The 17,344-nt window shown below is 65.1% G+C and carries 16 protein-coding genes and 1 riboswitch; of the genes, 9 read left to right on the forward strand and 7 right to left on the reverse strand.

What is annotated here, in order from left to right:
* The first annotated feature begins 13 nt into the window (after positions 1-13).
* The 8 genes from rplT (at position 14) to ACYQ00_RS14600 (ending at position 9,677) form a co-directional block, all read left to right on the forward strand.
* Positions 14-373, forward strand: a complete 360-nt coding sequence (rplT, locus tag ACYQ00_RS14565) for a 50S ribosomal protein L20 (RefSeq protein WP_460032827.1) — start codon at positions 14-16, stop codon at positions 371-373.
* Positions 374-409: 36 nt separating this feature from the next.
* Entirely contained in the window at positions 410-1,486 is a 1,077-nt protein-coding gene (gene pheS, locus ACYQ00_RS14570) for a phenylalanine--tRNA ligase subunit alpha (RefSeq protein WP_460032828.1), read from the forward strand.
* Positions 1,487-1,516: 30 nt separating this feature from the next.
* A complete protein-coding gene (pheT, locus tag ACYQ00_RS14575; RefSeq protein ID WP_460032829.1) occupies positions 1,517-3,946 on the forward strand; it encodes a phenylalanine--tRNA ligase subunit beta in 2,430 nt (809 codons plus the stop codon).
* A gap of 21 nt (positions 3,947-3,967) precedes the next feature.
* Positions 3,968-4,417 carry a MerR family transcriptional regulator gene (locus ACYQ00_RS14580; protein WP_460032830.1) on the forward strand — a complete coding sequence of 150 codons (450 nt, stop codon included), beginning with the start codon at positions 3,968-3,970 and terminating at the stop codon, positions 4,415-4,417.
* Positions 4,414-5,094: a ribulose-phosphate 3-epimerase gene (gene rpe / locus ACYQ00_RS14585; RefSeq protein WP_460032831.1), complete on the forward strand. Its 681-nt coding sequence runs from the start codon at positions 4,414-4,416 to the stop codon at positions 5,092-5,094. The genes ACYQ00_RS14580 and rpe overlap by 4 nt, the downstream gene beginning before the upstream one ends.
* 90 nt (positions 5,095-5,184) lie before the next feature.
* Positions 5,185-7,176, forward strand: a complete 1,992-nt coding sequence (gene tkt / locus ACYQ00_RS14590; protein ID WP_460032832.1) for a transketolase — start codon at positions 5,185-5,187, stop codon at positions 7,174-7,176.
* A gap of 61 nt (positions 7,177-7,237) precedes the next feature.
* Positions 7,238-8,413: a phosphoglycerate kinase gene (locus ACYQ00_RS14595; protein WP_460032833.1), complete on the forward strand. Its 1,176-nt coding sequence runs from the start codon at positions 7,238-7,240 to the stop codon at positions 8,411-8,413.
* A 59-nt stretch (positions 8,414-8,472) separates the two neighbouring features.
* Positions 8,473-8,656: riboswitch (cobalamin riboswitch) on the forward strand.
* A gap of 136 nt (positions 8,657-8,792) precedes the next feature.
* On the forward strand, positions 8,793-9,677 hold the full coding sequence (locus ACYQ00_RS14600; RefSeq protein WP_460032834.1) for a sirohydrochlorin cobaltochelatase: 885 nt from the start codon (positions 8,793-8,795) through the stop codon (positions 9,675-9,677).
* A gap of 119 nt (positions 9,678-9,796) precedes the next feature.
* On the opposite strand, the gene ACYQ00_RS14605 is transcribed toward ACYQ00_RS14600, so the two are convergent.
* The 7 genes from ACYQ00_RS14605 to ACYQ00_RS14635 form a co-directional block, all read right to left on the reverse strand.
* Positions 9,797-10,750: a biopolymer transporter Tol gene (locus ACYQ00_RS14605; protein ID WP_460032835.1), complete on the reverse strand. Its 954-nt coding sequence runs from the start codon at positions 10,748-10,750 to the stop codon at positions 9,797-9,799.
* Positions 10,751-10,890: 140 nt separating this feature from the next.
* Positions 10,891-11,634: a TlyA family RNA methyltransferase gene (locus ACYQ00_RS14610; protein ID WP_460032836.1), complete on the reverse strand. Its 744-nt coding sequence runs from the start codon at positions 11,632-11,634 to the stop codon at positions 10,891-10,893.
* A 30-nt stretch (positions 11,635-11,664) separates the two neighbouring features.
* Positions 11,665-12,564, reverse strand: coding sequence for a bifunctional methylenetetrahydrofolate dehydrogenase/methenyltetrahydrofolate cyclohydrolase FolD (gene folD, locus ACYQ00_RS14615; RefSeq protein ID WP_460032837.1), 900 nt, complete (start codon positions 12,562-12,564; stop codon positions 11,665-11,667).
* A gap of 187 nt (positions 12,565-12,751) precedes the next feature.
* Entirely contained in the window at positions 12,752-14,077 is a 1,326-nt protein-coding gene (gene eno, locus ACYQ00_RS14620) for a phosphopyruvate hydratase (protein ID WP_460032838.1), read from the reverse strand.
* Between the two features lie 74 nt (positions 14,078-14,151).
* The gene (locus ACYQ00_RS14625; protein ID WP_460032839.1) at positions 14,152-14,976 is read right to left on the reverse strand and encodes a type III pantothenate kinase; all 825 of its coding nucleotides are present in this window, start codon (positions 14,974-14,976) and stop codon (positions 14,152-14,154) included.
* A gap of 134 nt (positions 14,977-15,110) precedes the next feature.
* Positions 15,111-15,665 (reverse strand): acetate uptake transporter, encoded by a 555-nt coding sequence (locus tag ACYQ00_RS14630; protein ID WP_460032840.1) that lies wholly within the window; start codon positions 15,663-15,665, stop codon positions 15,111-15,113.
* A 68-nt stretch (positions 15,666-15,733) separates the two neighbouring features.
* The gene (locus ACYQ00_RS14635) at positions 15,734-16,540 is read right to left on the reverse strand and encodes a tetratricopeptide repeat protein (RefSeq protein WP_460032841.1); all 807 of its coding nucleotides are present in this window, start codon (positions 16,538-16,540) and stop codon (positions 15,734-15,736) included.
* Between the two features lie 198 nt (positions 16,541-16,738).
* Between ACYQ00_RS14635 and ACYQ00_RS14640 the strand changes: the two genes are divergently transcribed.
* Positions 16,739-17,338, forward strand: a complete 600-nt coding sequence (locus ACYQ00_RS14640; RefSeq protein WP_460032842.1) for a type I restriction enzyme HsdR N-terminal domain-containing protein — start codon at positions 16,739-16,741, stop codon at positions 17,336-17,338.
* Positions 17,339-17,344: the final 6 nt, after the last annotated feature.

Here is a 17,344-nt window from a genome sequence, read left to right on the forward strand (position 1 = left end):
AAGGAGCTAGACAATGCGAGTCAAACGCGGGATGGCCGCCCATCGGCGGCACAAGCGATACATCGATCAGGCCAAGGGTTTCCGCGGCGGCCGGGGCAACCTGTACCGCTCCGCGCGCGAGGCCGTGGAACGCAGCCTCTGCTATGCCTACCGTGACCGCAAGGTCAAAAAGCGCGAGTTCCGCAAGCTGTGGATTCTGCGCATCAACGCCGCCGCCCGCGAGCACGGCCTGAACTACGGCAAGTTCATGCACGGTCTGGCCCTGGCCGGCATCGAGCTGAACCGCAAGGTCCTGGCCGATCTGGCTGTGCGCGAGAAGGCCTCCTTCGCCAGCCTGGCTGCCGTGGTCAAAGAAAAGCTGGCCCTGGCCTAAGGGCCGGAGCCCCGGCTTGCAGCTGCGGCGCTGATCATGAGCATTGACGACTTGTTGCGGGAGTTCGACTCCCTGGTTCCGGCATTCGAGGAAGGGCTCTCCGCTGTCATGGCGGAGGGTGCTTCCTCGTCGCCGGCGTCTCTGGCCGAGGCCCTGGACGCCGTGCGTGTGGAATTCCTGGGCCGCAAGGGCCGGCTGGCCGGGCTGATGTCCAGACTGGGCACGGCTGATCCGGCCGATCGCCCCGTCCTGGGCCAGGCCGCCAACCGCGTCAAGGAAGCCATTACCCAGCGCTTCGACGATGCCCTGGCTGCCCTTGAAAAAGCCAAGGCCGACGCGCTGCTCAAGCATTTCGACCCCACCGTCCCCGGCCGCACTCCGGCCCTGGGCGCGCTGCATCCCATCACCAGGGTGATGGAGGAGATCTGCCAGGTCTTCCAGCATCTTGGGTTCGAAATTGTGTCTGGCCCCGAGGTGGAGACCGACTGGTACAACTTCGAGGCCCTGAACATGCCGGGCGACCATCCGGCCCGCGACATGCAGGACACCTTGTTCGTCAAGGAAAACATCGTCCTGCGCACGCACACCTCGCCCCTGCAGATCCGCACCATGCTGGCCCGCAAGCCCCCCGTGGCCGCCGTGGCCCCCGGCAAGGTCTACCGCCGCGATTCAGACATCACCCACACGCCCATGTTCCATCAGATCGAAGGCTTTCTGGTGGACCGCAACGTGAGCATGGCCCACCTGCGCGGCAGTCTGACGGCCTTTTTGCAGGCCCTGTTCGGAACCGGGACCAAGGTCCGCTTCCGCCCCAGCTTTTTCCCCTTCACCGAGCCCAGCGCCGAGGTGGACATCTCCTGCAACATGTGCGGAGGCGTCGGCCATCGCGGCAACGAGCCCTGCCGGGTCTGCAAGACCACCGGCTGGCTGGAGATCCTGGGCTGCGGCATGATCGACCCCGAAGTATTCCGCGCCGTGGGCTACGACTCCGAAACCTGGAGCGGCTTTGCCTTCGGCATGGGCGTGGAACGCATCGCCATGCTCAAATACGGCGTGGGCGACCTGCGCATGTTCTTCGAAAACGACGCGCGGTTCCTGCGGCAGTTCGCCTAGGCCCACCGCGCATACCAGGGAGACCGCCCCATGCGCGTGAGCTGCTCCTGGCTCAGAGAGTTCGTTCCCTTCGAGATCACCCCGGCTGCCCTCGGCGACCGCCTGACCATGCAGGGACTCGAAGTTGAGGATTTGTTCAATCCCTTTGCCTCCCTGGACCAGGTCGTCATCGGCCGCGTCCTGACGCGGGAGACCCATCCCCAGGCCGAGAAACTCTCGGTCTGCACTGTGGATGTGGGCCAGAATCCGCCCCTGACCATCGTCTGCGGCGCGCCGAACGTGGCCGCCGGCCAGACCGTGCCCGTGGCCCTGCCCGGCGCGGTGCTGCCCAATGGCGTGGCCATCAAGCCGGCCACCCTGCGCGGCGTGGCCTCTCAGGGCATGATCTGCTCCGAGACGGAACTGGGGCTTGGCGAAGGCAAGGACGGCATCCTGGTGCTCGAAGGCGCGTGCACGCCGGGCACCCCCCTGGTCGAGGCCCTGGGCCTGGATACGGAAGTCTTTGAGATCGGCATCACTCCCAACCGCGCCGACTGCCTCTCCCACCTCGGTGTGGCCCGCGAGGCCGCCCTGGCCCTGAGCATGCCCGTCACCCTGCCAGCTTTCGCGTTGCAGGAAGACGCCGGCAAGCCCGCCGCGAACGCCCTCTTTGCCGTGGAAATTCCAGAGCCCGCGCTCTGTCCGGTCTACCAGGGCCGGGTCATCAGCGGCGTAACCATTGGCAAGTCCCCGGCCTGGCTGCGCTACCGGCTCATTGCCCTGGGGCTGCGACCCATCAGCAATCTGGTGGACGTGACCAACTACGTGATGATGGAGCTGGGCCAGCCCCTGCACGCCTTTGACATGGACCTCCTGGCCGGCGGCAAAATCCGCATTGCCCGCGCCGAGGCTGGCATGCAGGTGGTGACCCTGGACGGCCAGACCCGGACCCTCATCGCCGATGACCTCTGCATCTGGGACGGCGACAAGCCCGTGGCCCTGGCTGGTGTCATGGGTGGGGCCAACTCCGAGGTGCACGACGGCACCACTAACATTTTCCTGGAATCCGCCGTGTTCCGGCCGGGCACGGTCCGCCGCACCGGCCGCCGCCTGGGCCTTTCCAGCGAGGCCGGGTACCGCTTCGAGCGGGGTGTGGACCAGCCCGGCTCCCGCTTTGCCCTGGACCGCGCCGCGGCACTGATGACCCAACTGGGCGGCGGGACGCTGCACCCCGGCGTGGCCGTGGCCGAGCCCGCGCCCTGGATCAATCGTCGCATCAACTTCCGTCCGGCCAGGGCCAGCAGGCTGCTGGGCGTGGAGATGACCGAGGACTTCTGCCGTACCACCCTGCAGCATCTCGGCTGTCAGGTGGACGAGACTGCCCCTGCCGACCTGCCCGGCGCCTGGGTGGTGACCGCCCCCAGCCATCGCGTGGATTTGGATCGCGAGGCCGATCTCGTCGAGGAAGTGGGCCGCGTCCATGGCCTGGATCGCATCCCCGGCGTGGTGCCCGCCGTTCCCCGGCAGCTGGACGCGCCGCGTCAGGACCGCACTCCCTTTGCCTGGACCATGCGCGCCAAGCACTGGGCCCGGAGCTGCGGCCTGCTGGAAGCCATCAACTTCAGCTTTTTCGGACACAAGGATTTGGATCGCTTCCACCTGCCTGTGGAAAACCGGGTCAGTGTCCTCAATCCGCTTTCCGAAGAGCAGGACGCCTTGCGCACGGCCCTGGCTCCCGGCCTGCTGTACTCCCTCAAGGTCAACCTCTCCCAGGGCGCAGAGCGGGTGCGGCTCTTTGAGGTGGCCAAGGCCTTTTTCCAGGACGCGACTTCCGAGACCACGGTGCGCGAGGAAAGTCGTCTGGGCCTTGTCCTGTATGGCCCGCGCGAGGCCGAAGGCTGGCCTCAGGCTCGCGATGTGGCGGATTATCAGGATCTCAAAGGCTTGGTCGAACATCTGCTGACCGCCCTTGGCCTGCCTGCCGGAACCTTCGCCCGAATGGACGAGCATCCCTACCTCTCGCCGGCCGTGGCCGTGACCGTGCAGGGAGAATTCGTCGGGGTGCTGGGCCGGGTGCAGCCGGAAATCGCCAGGGACTATCACGCCCGCCAGGATGTCTGGCTGGCCGAGCTGGAGCTGGACGTGCTCGCGCGGCTGGCTGGCGGGTCTGTGCCGGCTTTCAGGCCGCTGCCGGTCTTCCCGGCGTCGCGGCGGGACATCACCGTGGCCGCTCCGGCGGGCATGCCGGTGCAGACGTTGCTGGAGGCGACCCGGGACGCTGGATCAACGATTCTGGAAGAGGTGGTTCTGGTGGACCGCTATCTGCCTTCCGGCGAGGACGGCCCGCGCAACTGGACCCTGCGGTTCACCTTCCGTCATCCGTCCAAAACCTTGAAGGACAAGGATGTGGACAAAGAGATGGAGCGGCTGCACAATGTGCTGCAGCAGGCCGCAGCCAGCCCGGAGGCGGCCCGCTCCTGACGCCGACAAGGGGCAAGGTGTGTGACCGAAGAGCAGCTCCATAAGATCGGGGAAGTCGCCCGCCTCTTGGAGGTGAACTCCTCGGTGCTGCGGTTCTGGGAAACGGAGTTTCCGCAGCTGGATCCAGTGCGTACCGAGGGGGGCCAACGGCTGTACACCGAGGCCCACCTGGCATTGTTGCTGGAAATAAAACGGTTGTTATACGAGGAAAAACGCACCATCCAGGGCGCACGCCAGGCCCTGGAGGCGCGGTTCCCGGCGCCGCCGGGCAGTTCGGAGCAGCTGGCCCTGATCGATCTGTCACCCCGGCCTGCCCCGCTGCAGCCCCCAAGGCCTGCGGCGCTCACCCTGGCGGCGACCATGGCCCCCGAGCCGCCCAGACCCCCGAAGGCGGATCCGCGGCGCGACATCCTCCTGCTGGACATCGCCGCCGAACTGCGCGCCATCCGCCGTCTTCTGGAGGACGAATGACCCCCGCTTCCCCCGTGCATCCCCCGCTGTTGTCTCCCTCCCTGCTGTCCTGCGATTTCGGCCGCCTGCGCGAAGAGCTGGAGGCCCTGGAAGCCGCCGGGCTCTCCTGGGTGCATTGGGACGTCATGGACGGCCGCTTTGTGCCGAACATCACCCTGGGGCCGCCGCTCATCCGGGCCTGCCGCAAGGGCTCCTCCCTGTTTTTTGATGTCCACCTGATGATTGTGGAACCCGAGAAATATGTGGAAGCCTTTGCCGACGCTGGCGCGGATCTCATCTGCGTGCATGCCGAGGCCTGCACCCATCTGGAGCGCGTCCTGGCCCAGATCAAGGCCACGGGCAAACAGGCTGCGGTGTCCCTGAATCCGCACACCCCGCTCAATGTGCTGGAATACGTGTTGCCCCAGTGCGACATGGTCCTGCTCATGAGCGTGAACCCCGGCTTTGGCGGGCAGAAGTTCCTGGAATTCACCTACCGCAAGCTCATTGAGTTGCGGGCCATGTGCCGCCGGCTGGGCTGCTGGCCGCGGGTGCAGGTGGATGGTGGAGTCACCCCTTCCAATGCCGGCGCCTTGGTCAACTCCGGGGCCGACGTGCTGGTCTCGGGGTCGGCTTTCTTTGCGTTTCCACCTTATTATGAACGCCACCAACTGTTTCAGCAAGCCATGCGCGGGTAGCGGACAGGTTCAATTCGTCCCCGCGCCGCAGACCCATTCACCCGGCGGCCCTGGCTACGCCGCGGCCGTCCCCAGCAAGGAGAGATGATCATGTCCACCATGCGCGAGATGGCCAATGCCGTGCGCTTCCTGAGCATCGACGCCGTGCAGCAGGCACGCTCCGGCCACCCTGGCGCACCCATGGGCATGGCCGACTTTGCCGTGACCCTCTGGACCAGGCACCTCAAGCACAACCCCATCAATCCCGGATGGTGGAACCGCGACCGTTTCGTGCTTTCCAACGGCCACGCCAGCATGCTGCTGTACAGCCTGCTGCATCTGACCGGCTATGATCTCTCCATTGAGGATATCAAAAACTTCCGCCAGCTTGGCTCGCGTACTGCCGGGCATCCCGAATACAGGCACACCCCCGGTGTGGAAACCACCACCGGCCCCCTGGGGCAGGGCATTGCCAACGCCGTGGGTATGGCCCTGGCTGAAACCATGCTCGCCGCCCAGTTCAACACTCCGGACTGCACCCTCATCGATCACCACACCTATGTGGTCATGGGCGACGGCTGCATGATGGAAGGCCTCTCTCACGAGGCCTGCTCTCTGGCCGGGGCCCTCAAACTTGGCAAGCTCATCGCCCTGTATGATGACAATGGCATCTCCATCGACGGCCAGGTCCATCCCTGGTTTGCGGACAACACCCCGGCCCGCTTTGCCGCCTACGGCTGGCACGTGATTGCCGATGTGGACGGCCATGACCCGGAAGCCGTGGATGCGGCCATCGCCGCGGCCAAGGCCGTGACCGACAAGCCTTCCCTCATCTGCTGCAAGACCATCATCGGCTTCGGCTCGCCCACCCTTTGCGGCAGTGAGAAATGCCACGGTGCGCCCCTCGGCCAGGATGAAATCGCCCGCACCCGCTCGGAGCTGGGCTGGACGCAGCCGCCCTTCACCATTCCCGACACCATCTACGCCGCCATGGACGCCCGTCCCGAAGGCCGCGAACTGGAAGCCACCTGGAACGAGCGCTTTGCCGCCTATGCCCAGGCCAATCCCGAAAAGGCCGCCGAACTGACCCGTCGCATGGCCGGCGACCTGCCTGCGGATTTTCAGGATCTGGCCGCCAGCCTGATACGGGAAATGAACCTGATGGAAAAGCCAGTGGCCTCGCGCAAGGGATCCCAGATGTGCCTGGACGCCCTGGCCCCGCGCCTGCCCGAGCTGGTGGGCGGCTCCGCGGACCTGGCCGAATCCAACTGCACCCACTGGAAAGGCGCGGTGCATTACCGGCCCGACGTCCCCACGGGCACCAGCGTGAACTATGGCGTGCGCGAGTTCGCCATGGCCGCCATCATGAACGGCCTGGCCCTGCACGGCGGGTTCATCCCCTTTGGCGGAACCTTCCTGGTCTTTTCCGACTACATGCGCAATGCCATGCGCATGAGCGCCCTCATGGGCCTGAAGGCCATCTACGTGCTGACCCACGACTCCATTGGCGTGGGTGAGGACGGGCCGACCCACCAGCCCATCGAGCACGTCAGCTCCCTCAGGCTCATCCCCAACCTGGCCGTCTGGCGGCCGGCGGACGCTGCGGAAACCGCCGCGGCCTGGACCTGGGCCCTGGCCCAGGAAACCACGCCTTCGGCCCTGTGCCTGACCCGCCAGAACCTCGCGCCCCTGGTGCGCGAAGCCGACGCCCTGGCCAACATGGACAAGGGCGGCTACGTGCTGCTGGACGCCCCGCAGCCCAAGGCCATCCTCATGGGCACGGGCAGCGAGGTGATGCTGGCCGTCAAGGCGGCCCGGCAGCTGGCCGAGGAAGGCGTGGCCGTGCGCGTGGTCTCCATGCCCTGCCAGGAAGTCTTCGACGCCCAACCAAAAGCCTACAAGGACGCCGTGCTGCCGCCGGCGGTGACCCTGCGCGTGGCGGTGGAAGCCGGAGCCACAGGGCTGTGGTACAAATACGTGGGCAGCGAAGGCGCCGTGGTCGGGCTGGATCATTACGGCCTTTCCGCCCCGGCGGACAAGCTGTTTCCCGAATTCGGTCTCACGGCAGATCGGATTGTGGCACTTGTGCGGGAAATGCTGTAAGGCTTGACAGGAACGGCTGTTCCCATCCTTACGCGTCCCGTCCATCCCAGGAGATGTGATCATGCATGTGTTGCACATGGCCAATCTGGATCTCGCCGGCAAGCGGGTGCTCATCCGCGAAGACTTCAACGTGCCCCTGAAGGACGGCGTCATTTCCGACGCCACCCGTCTCACGGCCTCCCTGCCCACCATCAAGCTGGCCATGGAGAAGGGCGCCAGGGTCATCGCCATGAGCCATCTGGGCCGGCCCACGGAAGGCGAGTTTGACGAGAAGAACTCCATGAAGCCTGTGGCCGACTGGCTGAACGAACACCTGGGCGGCAAGGTCCGCCTGGTGCGCGAGCTGGAAGGCGTGGAGGCCGCTCCCGGTGAGCTGGTGCTCCTGGAAAACGTGCGCATGAACAAGGGCGAGAAGAAGAACGATCCCGAGCTGGGCAAGAAGTACGCCGCCCTGTGCGATATCTTCGTCATGGATGCCTTTGGCACAGCCCACCGCGCCGAGGCCTCCACCCACGCCGTGGCTCAGTTCGCCCCCGTGGCCTGCGCTGGCGTGCTCCTGGCTGCCGAACTCGACGCCCTGACCAAGGCCCTGGGCAGCCCCAAGCGGCCGCTTCTGGCCATCGTGGGCGGGGCCAAGGTTTCCACCAAGCTCCTGGTCCTCAACAATCTGCTCAAAAAGGTGGATGGCCTCATCGTCGGTGGCGGCATCGCCAATACCTTCCTGGTGGCCCAGGGGTATGGCGTGGGCAAGTCCCTTTACGAAGCCGATCTGGTGGAAGACGCCAAACAGCTCCTGGCTGACGCCAAGGCCCAGGGCAAGACCATCTATGTGCCCACGGATGTGGTGGTGGCTGCCGAGCTTTCGGCCACGGCGCGGCCCTTCCTCAAAAATGTGGACGAAATTGGCGCGGAGGACATGGTCCTGGACGTCGGCCCGCAGACGGCCAAGACCTATGCCGCAGCCTGCAAGGACGCCGCCACCATCGTCTGGAACGGCCCCGTGGGCGTGTTCGAATATGAACAGTTTGCCGGTGGTTCCAAGGTGCTGGCGTATTCCATCGCCGACTCCGCGGCGTTCTCCCTGGTGGGCGGGGGCGATTCCGTGGCCATGGTGGAGAAGTTCGGCCTTGCGGCCTCCATGGGCTACATCTCCACCGGCGGCGGCTCCTTCCTGGAGTTCCTGGAAGGCAAGGTCCTGCCGGCCGTGGCCATGCTGGAGGAGCGCGCCAAGGGCTAGAGGGCGCTGGCTCGGCCGCGCGCCGGCCAATTACCGGCCAGTTGACCGGACGGCCTAATTGTGATTTGAGTGCCTCGGGCGCCTGCAAAGGCTTAATAGGGAATCCCGTGCAAGTCGGGAGCGGACCCGCCGCCGTGAGTCCCATCCAACCGTCACCTCCTTGCGAGCCACTGGCCCTTTGGTCCGGGAAGGCCGGGGTGGCGGGGGACGAGTCGGAAGACCTGCCCGACAACTGACACCGCCCCCGGCAACGCGGACTTTGCCGGCCCGGCTCTTGTGGACAAGGGAAAAACGGCCCCTTCTCCTGCGCACGTGGGAGAAGGGGCTTTTTGCGTGGTTCGCCCTGTCCGACCGTCCGCACAACGCGAGGAGGAGTATCATGAAACAGGCGCTGTGCACGCTGCTGCTGGCGGTGGTCCTGTGTATGCTGCTGGGGCAGCCCGTGGAGGCCCAGGCCCATGGCGGCAAGAAAGGCGGCGAACCCAAGGTGGCCATCCTGCTGGTGGCCTTTGGCACGTCATACGAAACAGCCCGCGGTCCGCTGAAGGACTTCGAGGCCAAGGTCAAGGCGCGTTTCCCAGGCGTGGAGGTTCGCTGGGCCTGGTCGTCGCACCAGATCCGGCAAATGGAAGGCGCGGAAGCCGTCGATTCCCCGGCCGAAGCCTTCGCCCGGCTCATGGAAGACAAGTTCACCCACGTGGCCGTGCAGTCCCTGCAAACGATTCCTGGGCAGGAATTCCACATGCTCGCCGAGACGGCCCGCCGCTTTGAAGGCATGCCCAAGGGCTTGCAGCACATCGAACTCGGGATGCCGCTGCTCAGCTCCACCGGGGATTTCGAGGCCGCGGCCAAGGCCCTCCTGGCCAATGCGCCCAAGGGACGCACTGCCAAGGACGCTTTGGTCTTCATGGGTCATGGCACCCACCATCCCGGCAACGCCATGTACCCGGCCATGCAGTATTATTTGTGGAAGCTCGATCCCTTGGCCTGCATGGGCACGGTGGAGGGCTCACCCTCTTTGGATGACATTGTGGCAGAGCTGACTCGCAAAAAGCCGGCCAAGGTCTGGCTGATGCCCTTCATGGCCGTGGCGGGTGACCATGCCAACAACGACATGGCCGGCGATGAGGAGGACAGCTGGAAGACCGTGCTGCGCAACAAGGGCTTTGCCGTGGAGCCGGTGCTCAAGGGCAGCCTGGAAAATGCCGGCCTGGTGGACATCTGGATCAACCACCTGGCCGAGGCGTTGGACAAGTTGCAGTAATCCACGCGTGGCGCAGGCCATGCGGCGCATGCATGGCAGAATCGCATTGCAACCGGGCCAGGGGGCAGCTCCAGGCCCGGTGTTACATGAAAGCGGGTGGGTTGCCGACGCTCGCCGCTTCAGTGACTCCCGCCGCCCGCGGCAGGCATCGGGCTGTCCCCCTTGAACAATTCCACCGGTGTCGCCCCAGGACGCATGGCAAACACCCGCAGTGGGTTAGCAGAGGAGGATGCCTGCACGTCGGTGTAGCCCACAAAGAGAATGGACTGCCCATCAGGGGACCAGACCGGTGAAAAGGCCGTGAAATCCTCGCTGGTAAGGCGCGTGATTTTGCGGGTGGGCGTGTCGTAGAGGAACAGTGCTGTATTAATATCGTTGATCTTTTTTTGAAAAAGAGGCGTGCCGGGGACGCTGGCGCTGAACAGGATGGTCCCGGGTTCGCCGGGGCGCGGCGCGAAGCGGTCGGCGCTGGTGAAGCCTTCGCTCCTGCCGGCGAACTCGGTCAGCGGGGTCCGGGCCAGGACTGCGCCATCCAGGCCCACGCGATACCAGTGTGACATGTCGTGATACGAGATGCTCTGGCCGTCCGGAGCCCACACGGGCTCAAACACATCATCGCCGTGCTGGCTGTCACCACCGGTCCTGATGATGCAGGCAGGTGATTTGCCAGGGTCCAGGGTCCAGAGTTCGGTGTGATCGTCCCGGAAGGAGCAATAGAGCAGGTGCTGCCCCGTGGGGGACCAGGCCACGGTGCGCAGGATGCCGCCGTCGTGGACCAGGACCTCGGTGTTTCCGGTATCACGGTGATACAGCACCAGATCTCCATGCCTGGAGTCCTTGTCTGAAGAGCCTTCCACAGGGATCCATACGACCCGCATCCCATCCGGAGAGAGCGAGGGCGACATGCCCTGGCCCAGGCGCACGGGTTTGCCGCCCACGCCATCGCGATACATGACCGCACCGTCCAGGCAGTACACCAGGGGGAATCCAGGCTCGGCGGCATGGGCCGTGGCCGTGGCGGCCAGCAGCCACAGCGCGCAGCAGAGCAGGGGACACAAAAGGGGATGACGCATGGGGCGGCTCCTGCAGGCTCAGGGGTGAAAGGGAAGCACGGCCATTCCGGCCAGCACCCACACCCTACGCGCATCGCCACCACTTCGCCATTCGGAAGAAATGCCGGGCCGCTGTGGCGGATTCTCCGGACACGCACCCGCTACCGCGTGAAGTAGCTGACGAATTCCTGATTGCCCTTGGGGCCAAGGATCTTGGAGGGGACGACGCCAACCAGCGTCATCCCCAGTTGCGAGGTGACAAAGGCCGCCACCGTGTCCACTGCCTCCTGGCGGTCTTCCTCGCGCCGGACCACTCCTTTGACCGTGCGGCCTGGCCCCAGTTCGAACTGTGGCTTGATGAGCGCCACCAGCTCGCCGGGCGTTTTGAGGAACTGCAGGCAGGCCGGCAAGACCTGCGTGAGCGAGATGAAGGACACGTCCACGCTGATGCAGTCCACCAGCTCTGGCAAGAGATCCGGCTCGGCGTGGCGCAGGTTGATGCGCTCCAGGTTGACCACCCGCGGATCGGCCACCAGCTTTTCGTGCAGCTGGCCATGACCCACGTCCGCGGCATAGACGCGCGCCGCGCCATGCTGGAGCATGCAGTCGGTGAATCCACCCGTGGACGCGCCGGCGTCCAGGCAGACTTTTCCCGTAAAATCGAGATGAAAGGCCTCAATGGCCGTCAGCAGTTTTTCCGCCCCGCGGGAGACGAACCGCTGCGGCGCCTTGAGGGAAAGCAGGGCCTCCGGCGGCAGGGGCTGGCCGGGCTTGGCCACAGGCTCGGGGCCGTGGGGCGTTTCCAGCAGCACCTGGCCGGCCATGATCAGCCGTTTGGCCTGCTCGCGGCTCTCGGCCAGGCCACGCTCGTGCACCAGCTGATCAGCGCGGAATTTTTTGGGCATGGGAAGGCTCGGGGGTGGCAGGATCGCTGGTCATGCCGGCGAGCAGCCAACGCAGCCGATGGGGCTGCTTCCGATGCCCAGATGCGCCTTCCAGGCCGTCACGGTGTTGCGCAGGAGCATGGCGATGGTCATGGGGCCCACGCCGCCAGGGACGGGGGTCATGGCTGCGACTTTGCCCTGGAGGGCGTCGAAGTCGCAGTCCCCGCACAGGCCGGTTTCGGTGCGGTTGATGCCCACATCAATGACCACGGCGCCTTCCTTGACCATGTCCGCCGTGATGAAACGGGGCTTGCCGATGGCGGCAAAGAGGAAATCCGCCGAGCGCGTCACGGCCGGGAGGTCCTTGGTGCGGGAGTGGCACACCGTCACCGTGGCGTTGGCAAAGGGGCCGGACTGACCCAGCATGAGGGAGAGCGGGCGGCCGACAATATTTGAGCGGCCCACCACCACGGCATGCTTGCCGCTGGGGGAAAGATCATAGCGCTTGAGCAGTTCCATGACGCCGGCCGGGGTGCAGGGCTGAAAGCCCGGATGCCCCAGGGCCAGATTGCCCATGTTTACGGGGTGGAAGCCGTCCACATCCTTGTCCGGAGCGATGCAGGCCAGGCAGGCGGTGGAATCCAGCCCGCCGGGGAGGGGCAGCTGGAGCAGGATGCCGTCCACGCCGGGGTCGGCATTCAGGTCGGCGATGAGGCGGTCCAGGGTGGCGGCGTCGGTGCCGGCGGGCAGGCGCTCGGTGCGGGAGGTGATGCCCACGTCGGCGCAGGCGCGCTCCTTATTGCGCACGTACACGGCGGAGGCCGGGTCCTCGCCAACGAGGATGACTGTCAGCTGCGGAGGGCGGGAGGCCGCGCCGCCAATGGCGAGGATTTCGTCCTTGAGTTCTGCGCGGATGGCCTGGGCCGTGGCTTTGCCGTCAATGAGGAGCATGGGATCACCTTTGAACAGGAAAAAATAGATCGGGGGAACCCTTTTCTGGAGAAAGGGGTTCCCCCGAACCCCCTCCCCAAAGACTCGTCTTTGAGGGGGTGCGCCAATACATGCCTGGGAAGAGAAGAGCGGGGGAGGAACCGCATTGCGGGGTTCCTCCCTCGCGAATCCTTCGCGTGCGGACTGTTTAGTCCGTTTCGTCCTGCACGTCCATCTCGTCTTCGTCCACGGCGCAGAAGTGGTCCGCCATGGTGGGGCCGAAGTAGATGGCGTCGTCTTCCAGCTCTTCTTCAATGCGCAGGAGCTGGTTGTACTTGGCGATGCGGTCGGAGCGGCACAGGGAGCCGGTCTTGATCTGCCCGGCGTTCACAGCCACGGCCAGGTCGGCGATGAAGCTGTCTTCGGTTTCGCCGGAGCGGTGGGAGATGACCGTGGTGTACGCGGCCTGCTTGGCCATTTCGATGGTATCCAGGGTTTCGGTCACCGTGCCGATCTGGTTCAGCTTGATGAGGATGGAGTTGGCCACGCCGGTCTGGATGCCCCGGGCGAGGATGGAGGGGTTGGTGACGAAGATATCGTCGCCCACCAGCTGGATGACGTCGCCCAGCTCCATGGTCAGGTGGCTCCAGCCTTCCCAGTCGCCTTCGGCCAGGCCGTCTTCGATGGAGACCAGGGGGAATTCGCTGACGAACTGGCCCAGGTATTCCACCATGTCGGCGCTGGAGAGGGTCTTGCCTTCGCCGGAGAGGATGTACTTGCCGTCGCGGTAGAATTCGCTGGCCGCGGCGTCGATGGCCAGGGCGATGTCCACGCCGGGCACGTAGCCGGCTTCCTCGATGGCCTTCATGATGTACTGGAAGGCCTCGCGGTGGCTTCCCAGGTTGGGGGCAAAGCCGCCTTCATCGCCCACGGAGGTGATGTGCTTGTCCTTGGCCAGGATCTTCTTGAGGGTGTGGAAGGTTTCCGCACCCATGCGCAGGGCGTCGGCAAAGGTGTCCGCGCCCATGGGCATGATCATGAATTCCTGGATGTCCAGGTTGTTGGGGGCATGCATGCCGCCGTTCATGATGTTCATCAGGGGCACAGGCAGGATCTTGGCATTCACGCCGCCCAGGTACTGGTACAGGGGCAGGCCGACGAATTCCGAGGCGGCGCGGGCCGTGGCCATGGACACGCCCAGGATGGCGTTGGCGCCCAGGCGGGTCTTGCCTTCGGTACCGTCCAGCTCGATGAGCAGGTTGTCCAGGGCGCTCTGGCGCAGGGCGTCCACACCCACCACGGCTTCGGCGATTTCGCCGTTCACATGGTCCACGGCCTTGGTCACGCCTTTGCCCTGATAGCGGGTGGCGTCGCCATCGCGCAGTTCCAGGGCCTCGCGGGTGCCGGTGGAGGCGCCGGAGGGCACGGCCGCCCGGCCCACTTCACCGGTCTCCAGGGTCACTTCCACTTCCACGGTGGGATTGCCACGGGAATCCAGGATCTCCCGGCCCCAAACGGCGACAATGGTGCTCATGCTCGTCTTCTCCTTGCCTCAAACTGTTGGTTTGGCAGGTTCAGTGGTTCGGTTGTGTTGCAACGAAAAAAGGATCAGCAGGCGTCCATGGCCAGCAGCGCCAGACCTTCCAGGATGAGCGCGGGCCGGACGTGCTGAATGCGCGCGGCATGGGGGGCAATGGCATTGGCCAGACCACCCGCAGCCACGACGATGGGCGCGTCGGGGAGCTCGCCCTGGACTACAGGCGAAAGCTTGTCCACAAGACCATCTATCATGGATGCGAAGCCGAAGACCAGCCCCTGCGAGAGGGATTCTTTGGTGGATCGGCCCGGGGCCACCACATCGCTTTTCAGATCCAGATCAATCTGGGGCAGCTTGGCCGTTTGCGAAAACAGGGCCCTGGCCGAAGAGAGCACGCCCGGGCAAATGAGTCCGCCCAGATAGGCTGTTCCGCGCACGCAGTCAAGGGTGGTGGCGGTGCCGAAGTCCACCACCAGATGCGAATCGGCCGGCAGCAACGTCCGCGCGCCCCAGGCAGCCATCAGCCGGTCCGCGCCGACTTCGAGGGGGCGTTCGTAGCGGTTTTCCAGGGGGATGGTGACATCCTGCTGCACAAAGGCCGGCGTCTGGCCCAGAAAACGCTGGCAGGCCTGCCGCAGCACGGCATCGAAGGCCGGAGCCACACTGCAGGCCAGACCCGGCGCAAGCTGCGACGGCGCCACCCCGGCCACCTGCACCAGCCCGTGCAGGGCCAGCCCCAGGGAGTCCGGCGTGACCGCGCCCGTGGAAGGCAGCTGCCAGACGGTGAGATCCGGGGGCGCAGGGTGGTGGGGTGGCGTCGTGGGGCCGGCCAGGGAGGCAAGGCCCACGCTCACCGTGGTGTTGCCCACGTCAAACAGCAGTCTGTGCGTCTTCATGCTCACGGGTGTATCGCATCCGCGTTGCCGGCGTGTGTCACCGGGGCGTGTTCAAGGCAGAAAGACGGGCCGGCGGGAGCGCGCTGTGCACGGGGCTCCCGCCGGACGTGTCGAGACAATGGGATCCAGGGAATCTAGTAGGGCAGGACCTTTTTGCTCTGCGCGGCGTGGAGCATTTCGGCCATCCCCAGGTAGCAGGCGCTGGCACCGCAGATGATGCCCTCATAGCCGGCAATGATGCCGATGAACTCGGAACCGGTCCAGTCCCGGATGGCCAGGAGCAGGAAGAGAATCACCAGGGAACCGAAAATGAAGCGCAGCACCGGGCTTTTGCCGGCGGTGCCCAGGAACATGAAAAAGGTGAACAGGCCCCAAGAAAACAGGAACCAGCCCATGAACGCGTGGGGCGTGGCCTCGGCCAGCCCCAGCTTGGGAGCCATGAGGATGAAGACCAGGGTGAGCCAGAAGAAGCCGTAGGAGACGAAGGCCGTAAAGCCGAAGGTGTTGCCCTTCTTGAACTCCATCAGGCCCGCGATGACTTGGGCGATGCCGCCATAGAAAATGCCCATGGCCAGGATCATGGCCGAAATGGGAAAGAACCCGGCATTGTGGATGTTGAGCAGAATGGTGGTCATGCCGAATCCCATGAGGCCGAGGGGCGCGGGATTCGCGGTCATGGCGTTGTCCATGGCGGTATGGTCCTTGTGTTGGGGGTGGAGAGGGGGACAGGGAGAAAGAGGGCAAGGGAACGTGAGAATCAGACCCGGCTCAGGCGTTTGCAGCCGGCCAGGGCCTTCATGCGAACCTGGGAGTCGGTGTCCGGCTGGTCCAGCGCGCTTTTGTAGGCAGCCAGGGCCTCGTTGGCCTGACTGGCCTGCTCATGCAACTGGGCCTGCAACAGGTACAGTTCCGCGCGGGGACCGAGCCGGTCCAGGGCATCGCGGCAGGCCTTGAGGGCTTCGTGGGTTTGCCCCAACGTTTTGAGAGCCTGGGCATGGGAGAGATAGGCAACCACGCTGGCATCCTTGGTGCCGACAGCCCGGGTCAGCCAGGGCAGGGCCTGCTCGGCCGCGCCTGCATCCAGGAGCTTGCGCCCAATCATGGTAAAAATGATGTCTTCATCGTGGTGCAGGCTGGCGGCTTCCTCATAATGCTGGATGGCCTCGGCCAGTTTGCCGGCGGCAATGAGCTTGCCGGCGCGCAGCATCAGGCGGTCCATCTTCAGCTTGCGGGCCTGGGTCTGGGCTTCCTGTTCGGCCTTGGCCGCGGCGTCAAGGCGTTTATAGAACGTCGCGCAATCATTGAGAAAAGCCTTCTCCTTGCCCCGCTCGTAAAACAGGCCTTCCAGCATGTGTTCCTGGGCTTCTTCGGTGCGCCCCAGGTGTTGGGCCATCTCTGCAATGGCCATCTGCACAGCCTGCTTGTCCCGGCCCACGATGGTAGGCGTTTCGACCAGCATCTTCAGGCCATGCGCAAGCGCCAGCACAGCACGGGCCACTTCATGCCGATGAAAATAGCCTTTGGACCGGGCCAGATGTTCCATGACCTCTTTGGCGGTGGACACGGAGAGAACGCTCCAGGAAAAAGGATGTTGCGAGGAAACGTACTTTCTTCTTATGCTAGGATGGAAGCAAGCTGCGCGTCAAGATGTTGGACCGGGCAGGGCCGTGCAATTCGGGGATCTTCGCTTCGAATGCCACCGTTTTTCCTGGCGCAGGGTTCCTTCGGGCGCAGCGTCGCGTTGTTTTGAGGGAGCAAAGGCATGCATGACATCAGCCTCGGCCATACCTTGGAAGACTACCTGACCGGCGAGCAGGTGGAGGCCACCACCTACGAGGATTTGCGCCAGGCCCTGGCCCGCCTGCTGGTGGAAGAACGCGGCTGGCCCAAGGAATGCCTGCGCCCGCGCCAGGCCATTCACTTTGAAATCGACGGCGCGCCCTACGTGCGGTTGACGGATCTGATTGCCTTTGATGCCGTGGGCCCGGCAGGCGCCCCGCTGTGCCTGCTGGATTTTTGTCCTGGGGAAGTGTCCACGTTCGTGCGTGAGACCCTGGCTGCCGCGCGCATCCATCCGCAAGGCCCCATCCCGCTGGCTGTGGTCACGGATTCCAAGGACGCCGTGCTGCTGGCCGTGGCCACAGGCGAAACGCTGGCCGAAGGCCTGCACGCCCTGCCACGCTGGGATACCCTCACAGCCCTGGCCGGCGCACATCCTGCCCCGCCCCTGACTGCCGAACGCCTGCTCCGCGAGCAACGGATCTGCTATGCCTACAGCGAATCGCGCCACAGTTGCTGCAGCCACGCCGCCGCATGCCAGCTGGCCAGGGGAGCTGGCCGCCTGCAGCAGAAAACAGATTGATGCCAG

Source organism: Megalodesulfovibrio paquesii (genome assembly GCF_054653055.1).

What these genes read in the sequence shown, in the direction of transcription:
- rplT (WP_460032827.1), top strand. Translation starts at nt 14, where the DNA reads ATGCGAGTCAAACGCGGGATGGCCGCCCATCGGCGGCACAAGCGATAC.
- pheS (WP_460032828.1), top strand. Translation starts at nt 410, where the DNA reads ATGAGCATTGACGACTTGTTGCGGGAGTTCGACTCCCTGGTTCCGGCA.
- pheT (WP_460032829.1), top strand. Translation starts at nt 1,517, where the DNA reads ATGCGCGTGAGCTGCTCCTGGCTCAGAGAGTTCGTTCCCTTCGAGATC.
- rpe (WP_460032831.1), top strand. Translation starts at nt 4,414, where the DNA reads ATGACCCCCGCTTCCCCCGTGCATCCCCCGCTGTTGTCTCCCTCCCTG.
- tkt (WP_460032832.1), top strand. Translation starts at nt 5,185, where the DNA reads ATGTCCACCATGCGCGAGATGGCCAATGCCGTGCGCTTCCTGAGCATC.
- ACYQ00_RS14595 (WP_460032833.1), top strand. Translation starts at nt 7,238, where the DNA reads ATGCATGTGTTGCACATGGCCAATCTGGATCTCGCCGGCAAGCGGGTG.
- ACYQ00_RS14600 (WP_460032834.1), top strand. Translation starts at nt 8,793, where the DNA reads ATGAAACAGGCGCTGTGCACGCTGCTGCTGGCGGTGGTCCTGTGTATG.
- ACYQ00_RS14605 (WP_460032835.1), bottom strand. Translation starts at nt 10,750, where the DNA reads ATGCGTCATCCCCTTTTGTGTCCCCTGCTCTGCTGCGCGCTGTGGCTG.
- ACYQ00_RS14610 (WP_460032836.1), bottom strand. Translation starts at nt 11,634, where the DNA reads ATGCCCAAAAAATTCCGCGCTGATCAGCTGGTGCACGAGCGTGGCCTG.
- folD (WP_460032837.1), bottom strand. Translation starts at nt 12,564, where the DNA reads ATGCTCCTCATTGACGGCAAAGCCACGGCCCAGGCCATCCGCGCAGAA.
- eno (WP_460032838.1), bottom strand. Translation starts at nt 14,077, where the DNA reads ATGAGCACCATTGTCGCCGTTTGGGGCCGGGAGATCCTGGATTCCCGT.
- ACYQ00_RS14625 (WP_460032839.1), bottom strand. Translation starts at nt 14,976, where the DNA reads ATGAAGACGCACAGACTGCTGTTTGACGTGGGCAACACCACGGTGAGC.
- ACYQ00_RS14630 (WP_460032840.1), bottom strand. Translation starts at nt 15,665, where the DNA reads ATGGACAACGCCATGACCGCGAATCCCGCGCCCCTCGGCCTCATGGGA.
- ACYQ00_RS14640 (WP_460032842.1), top strand. Translation starts at nt 16,739, where the DNA reads ATGCATGACATCAGCCTCGGCCATACCTTGGAAGACTACCTGACCGGC.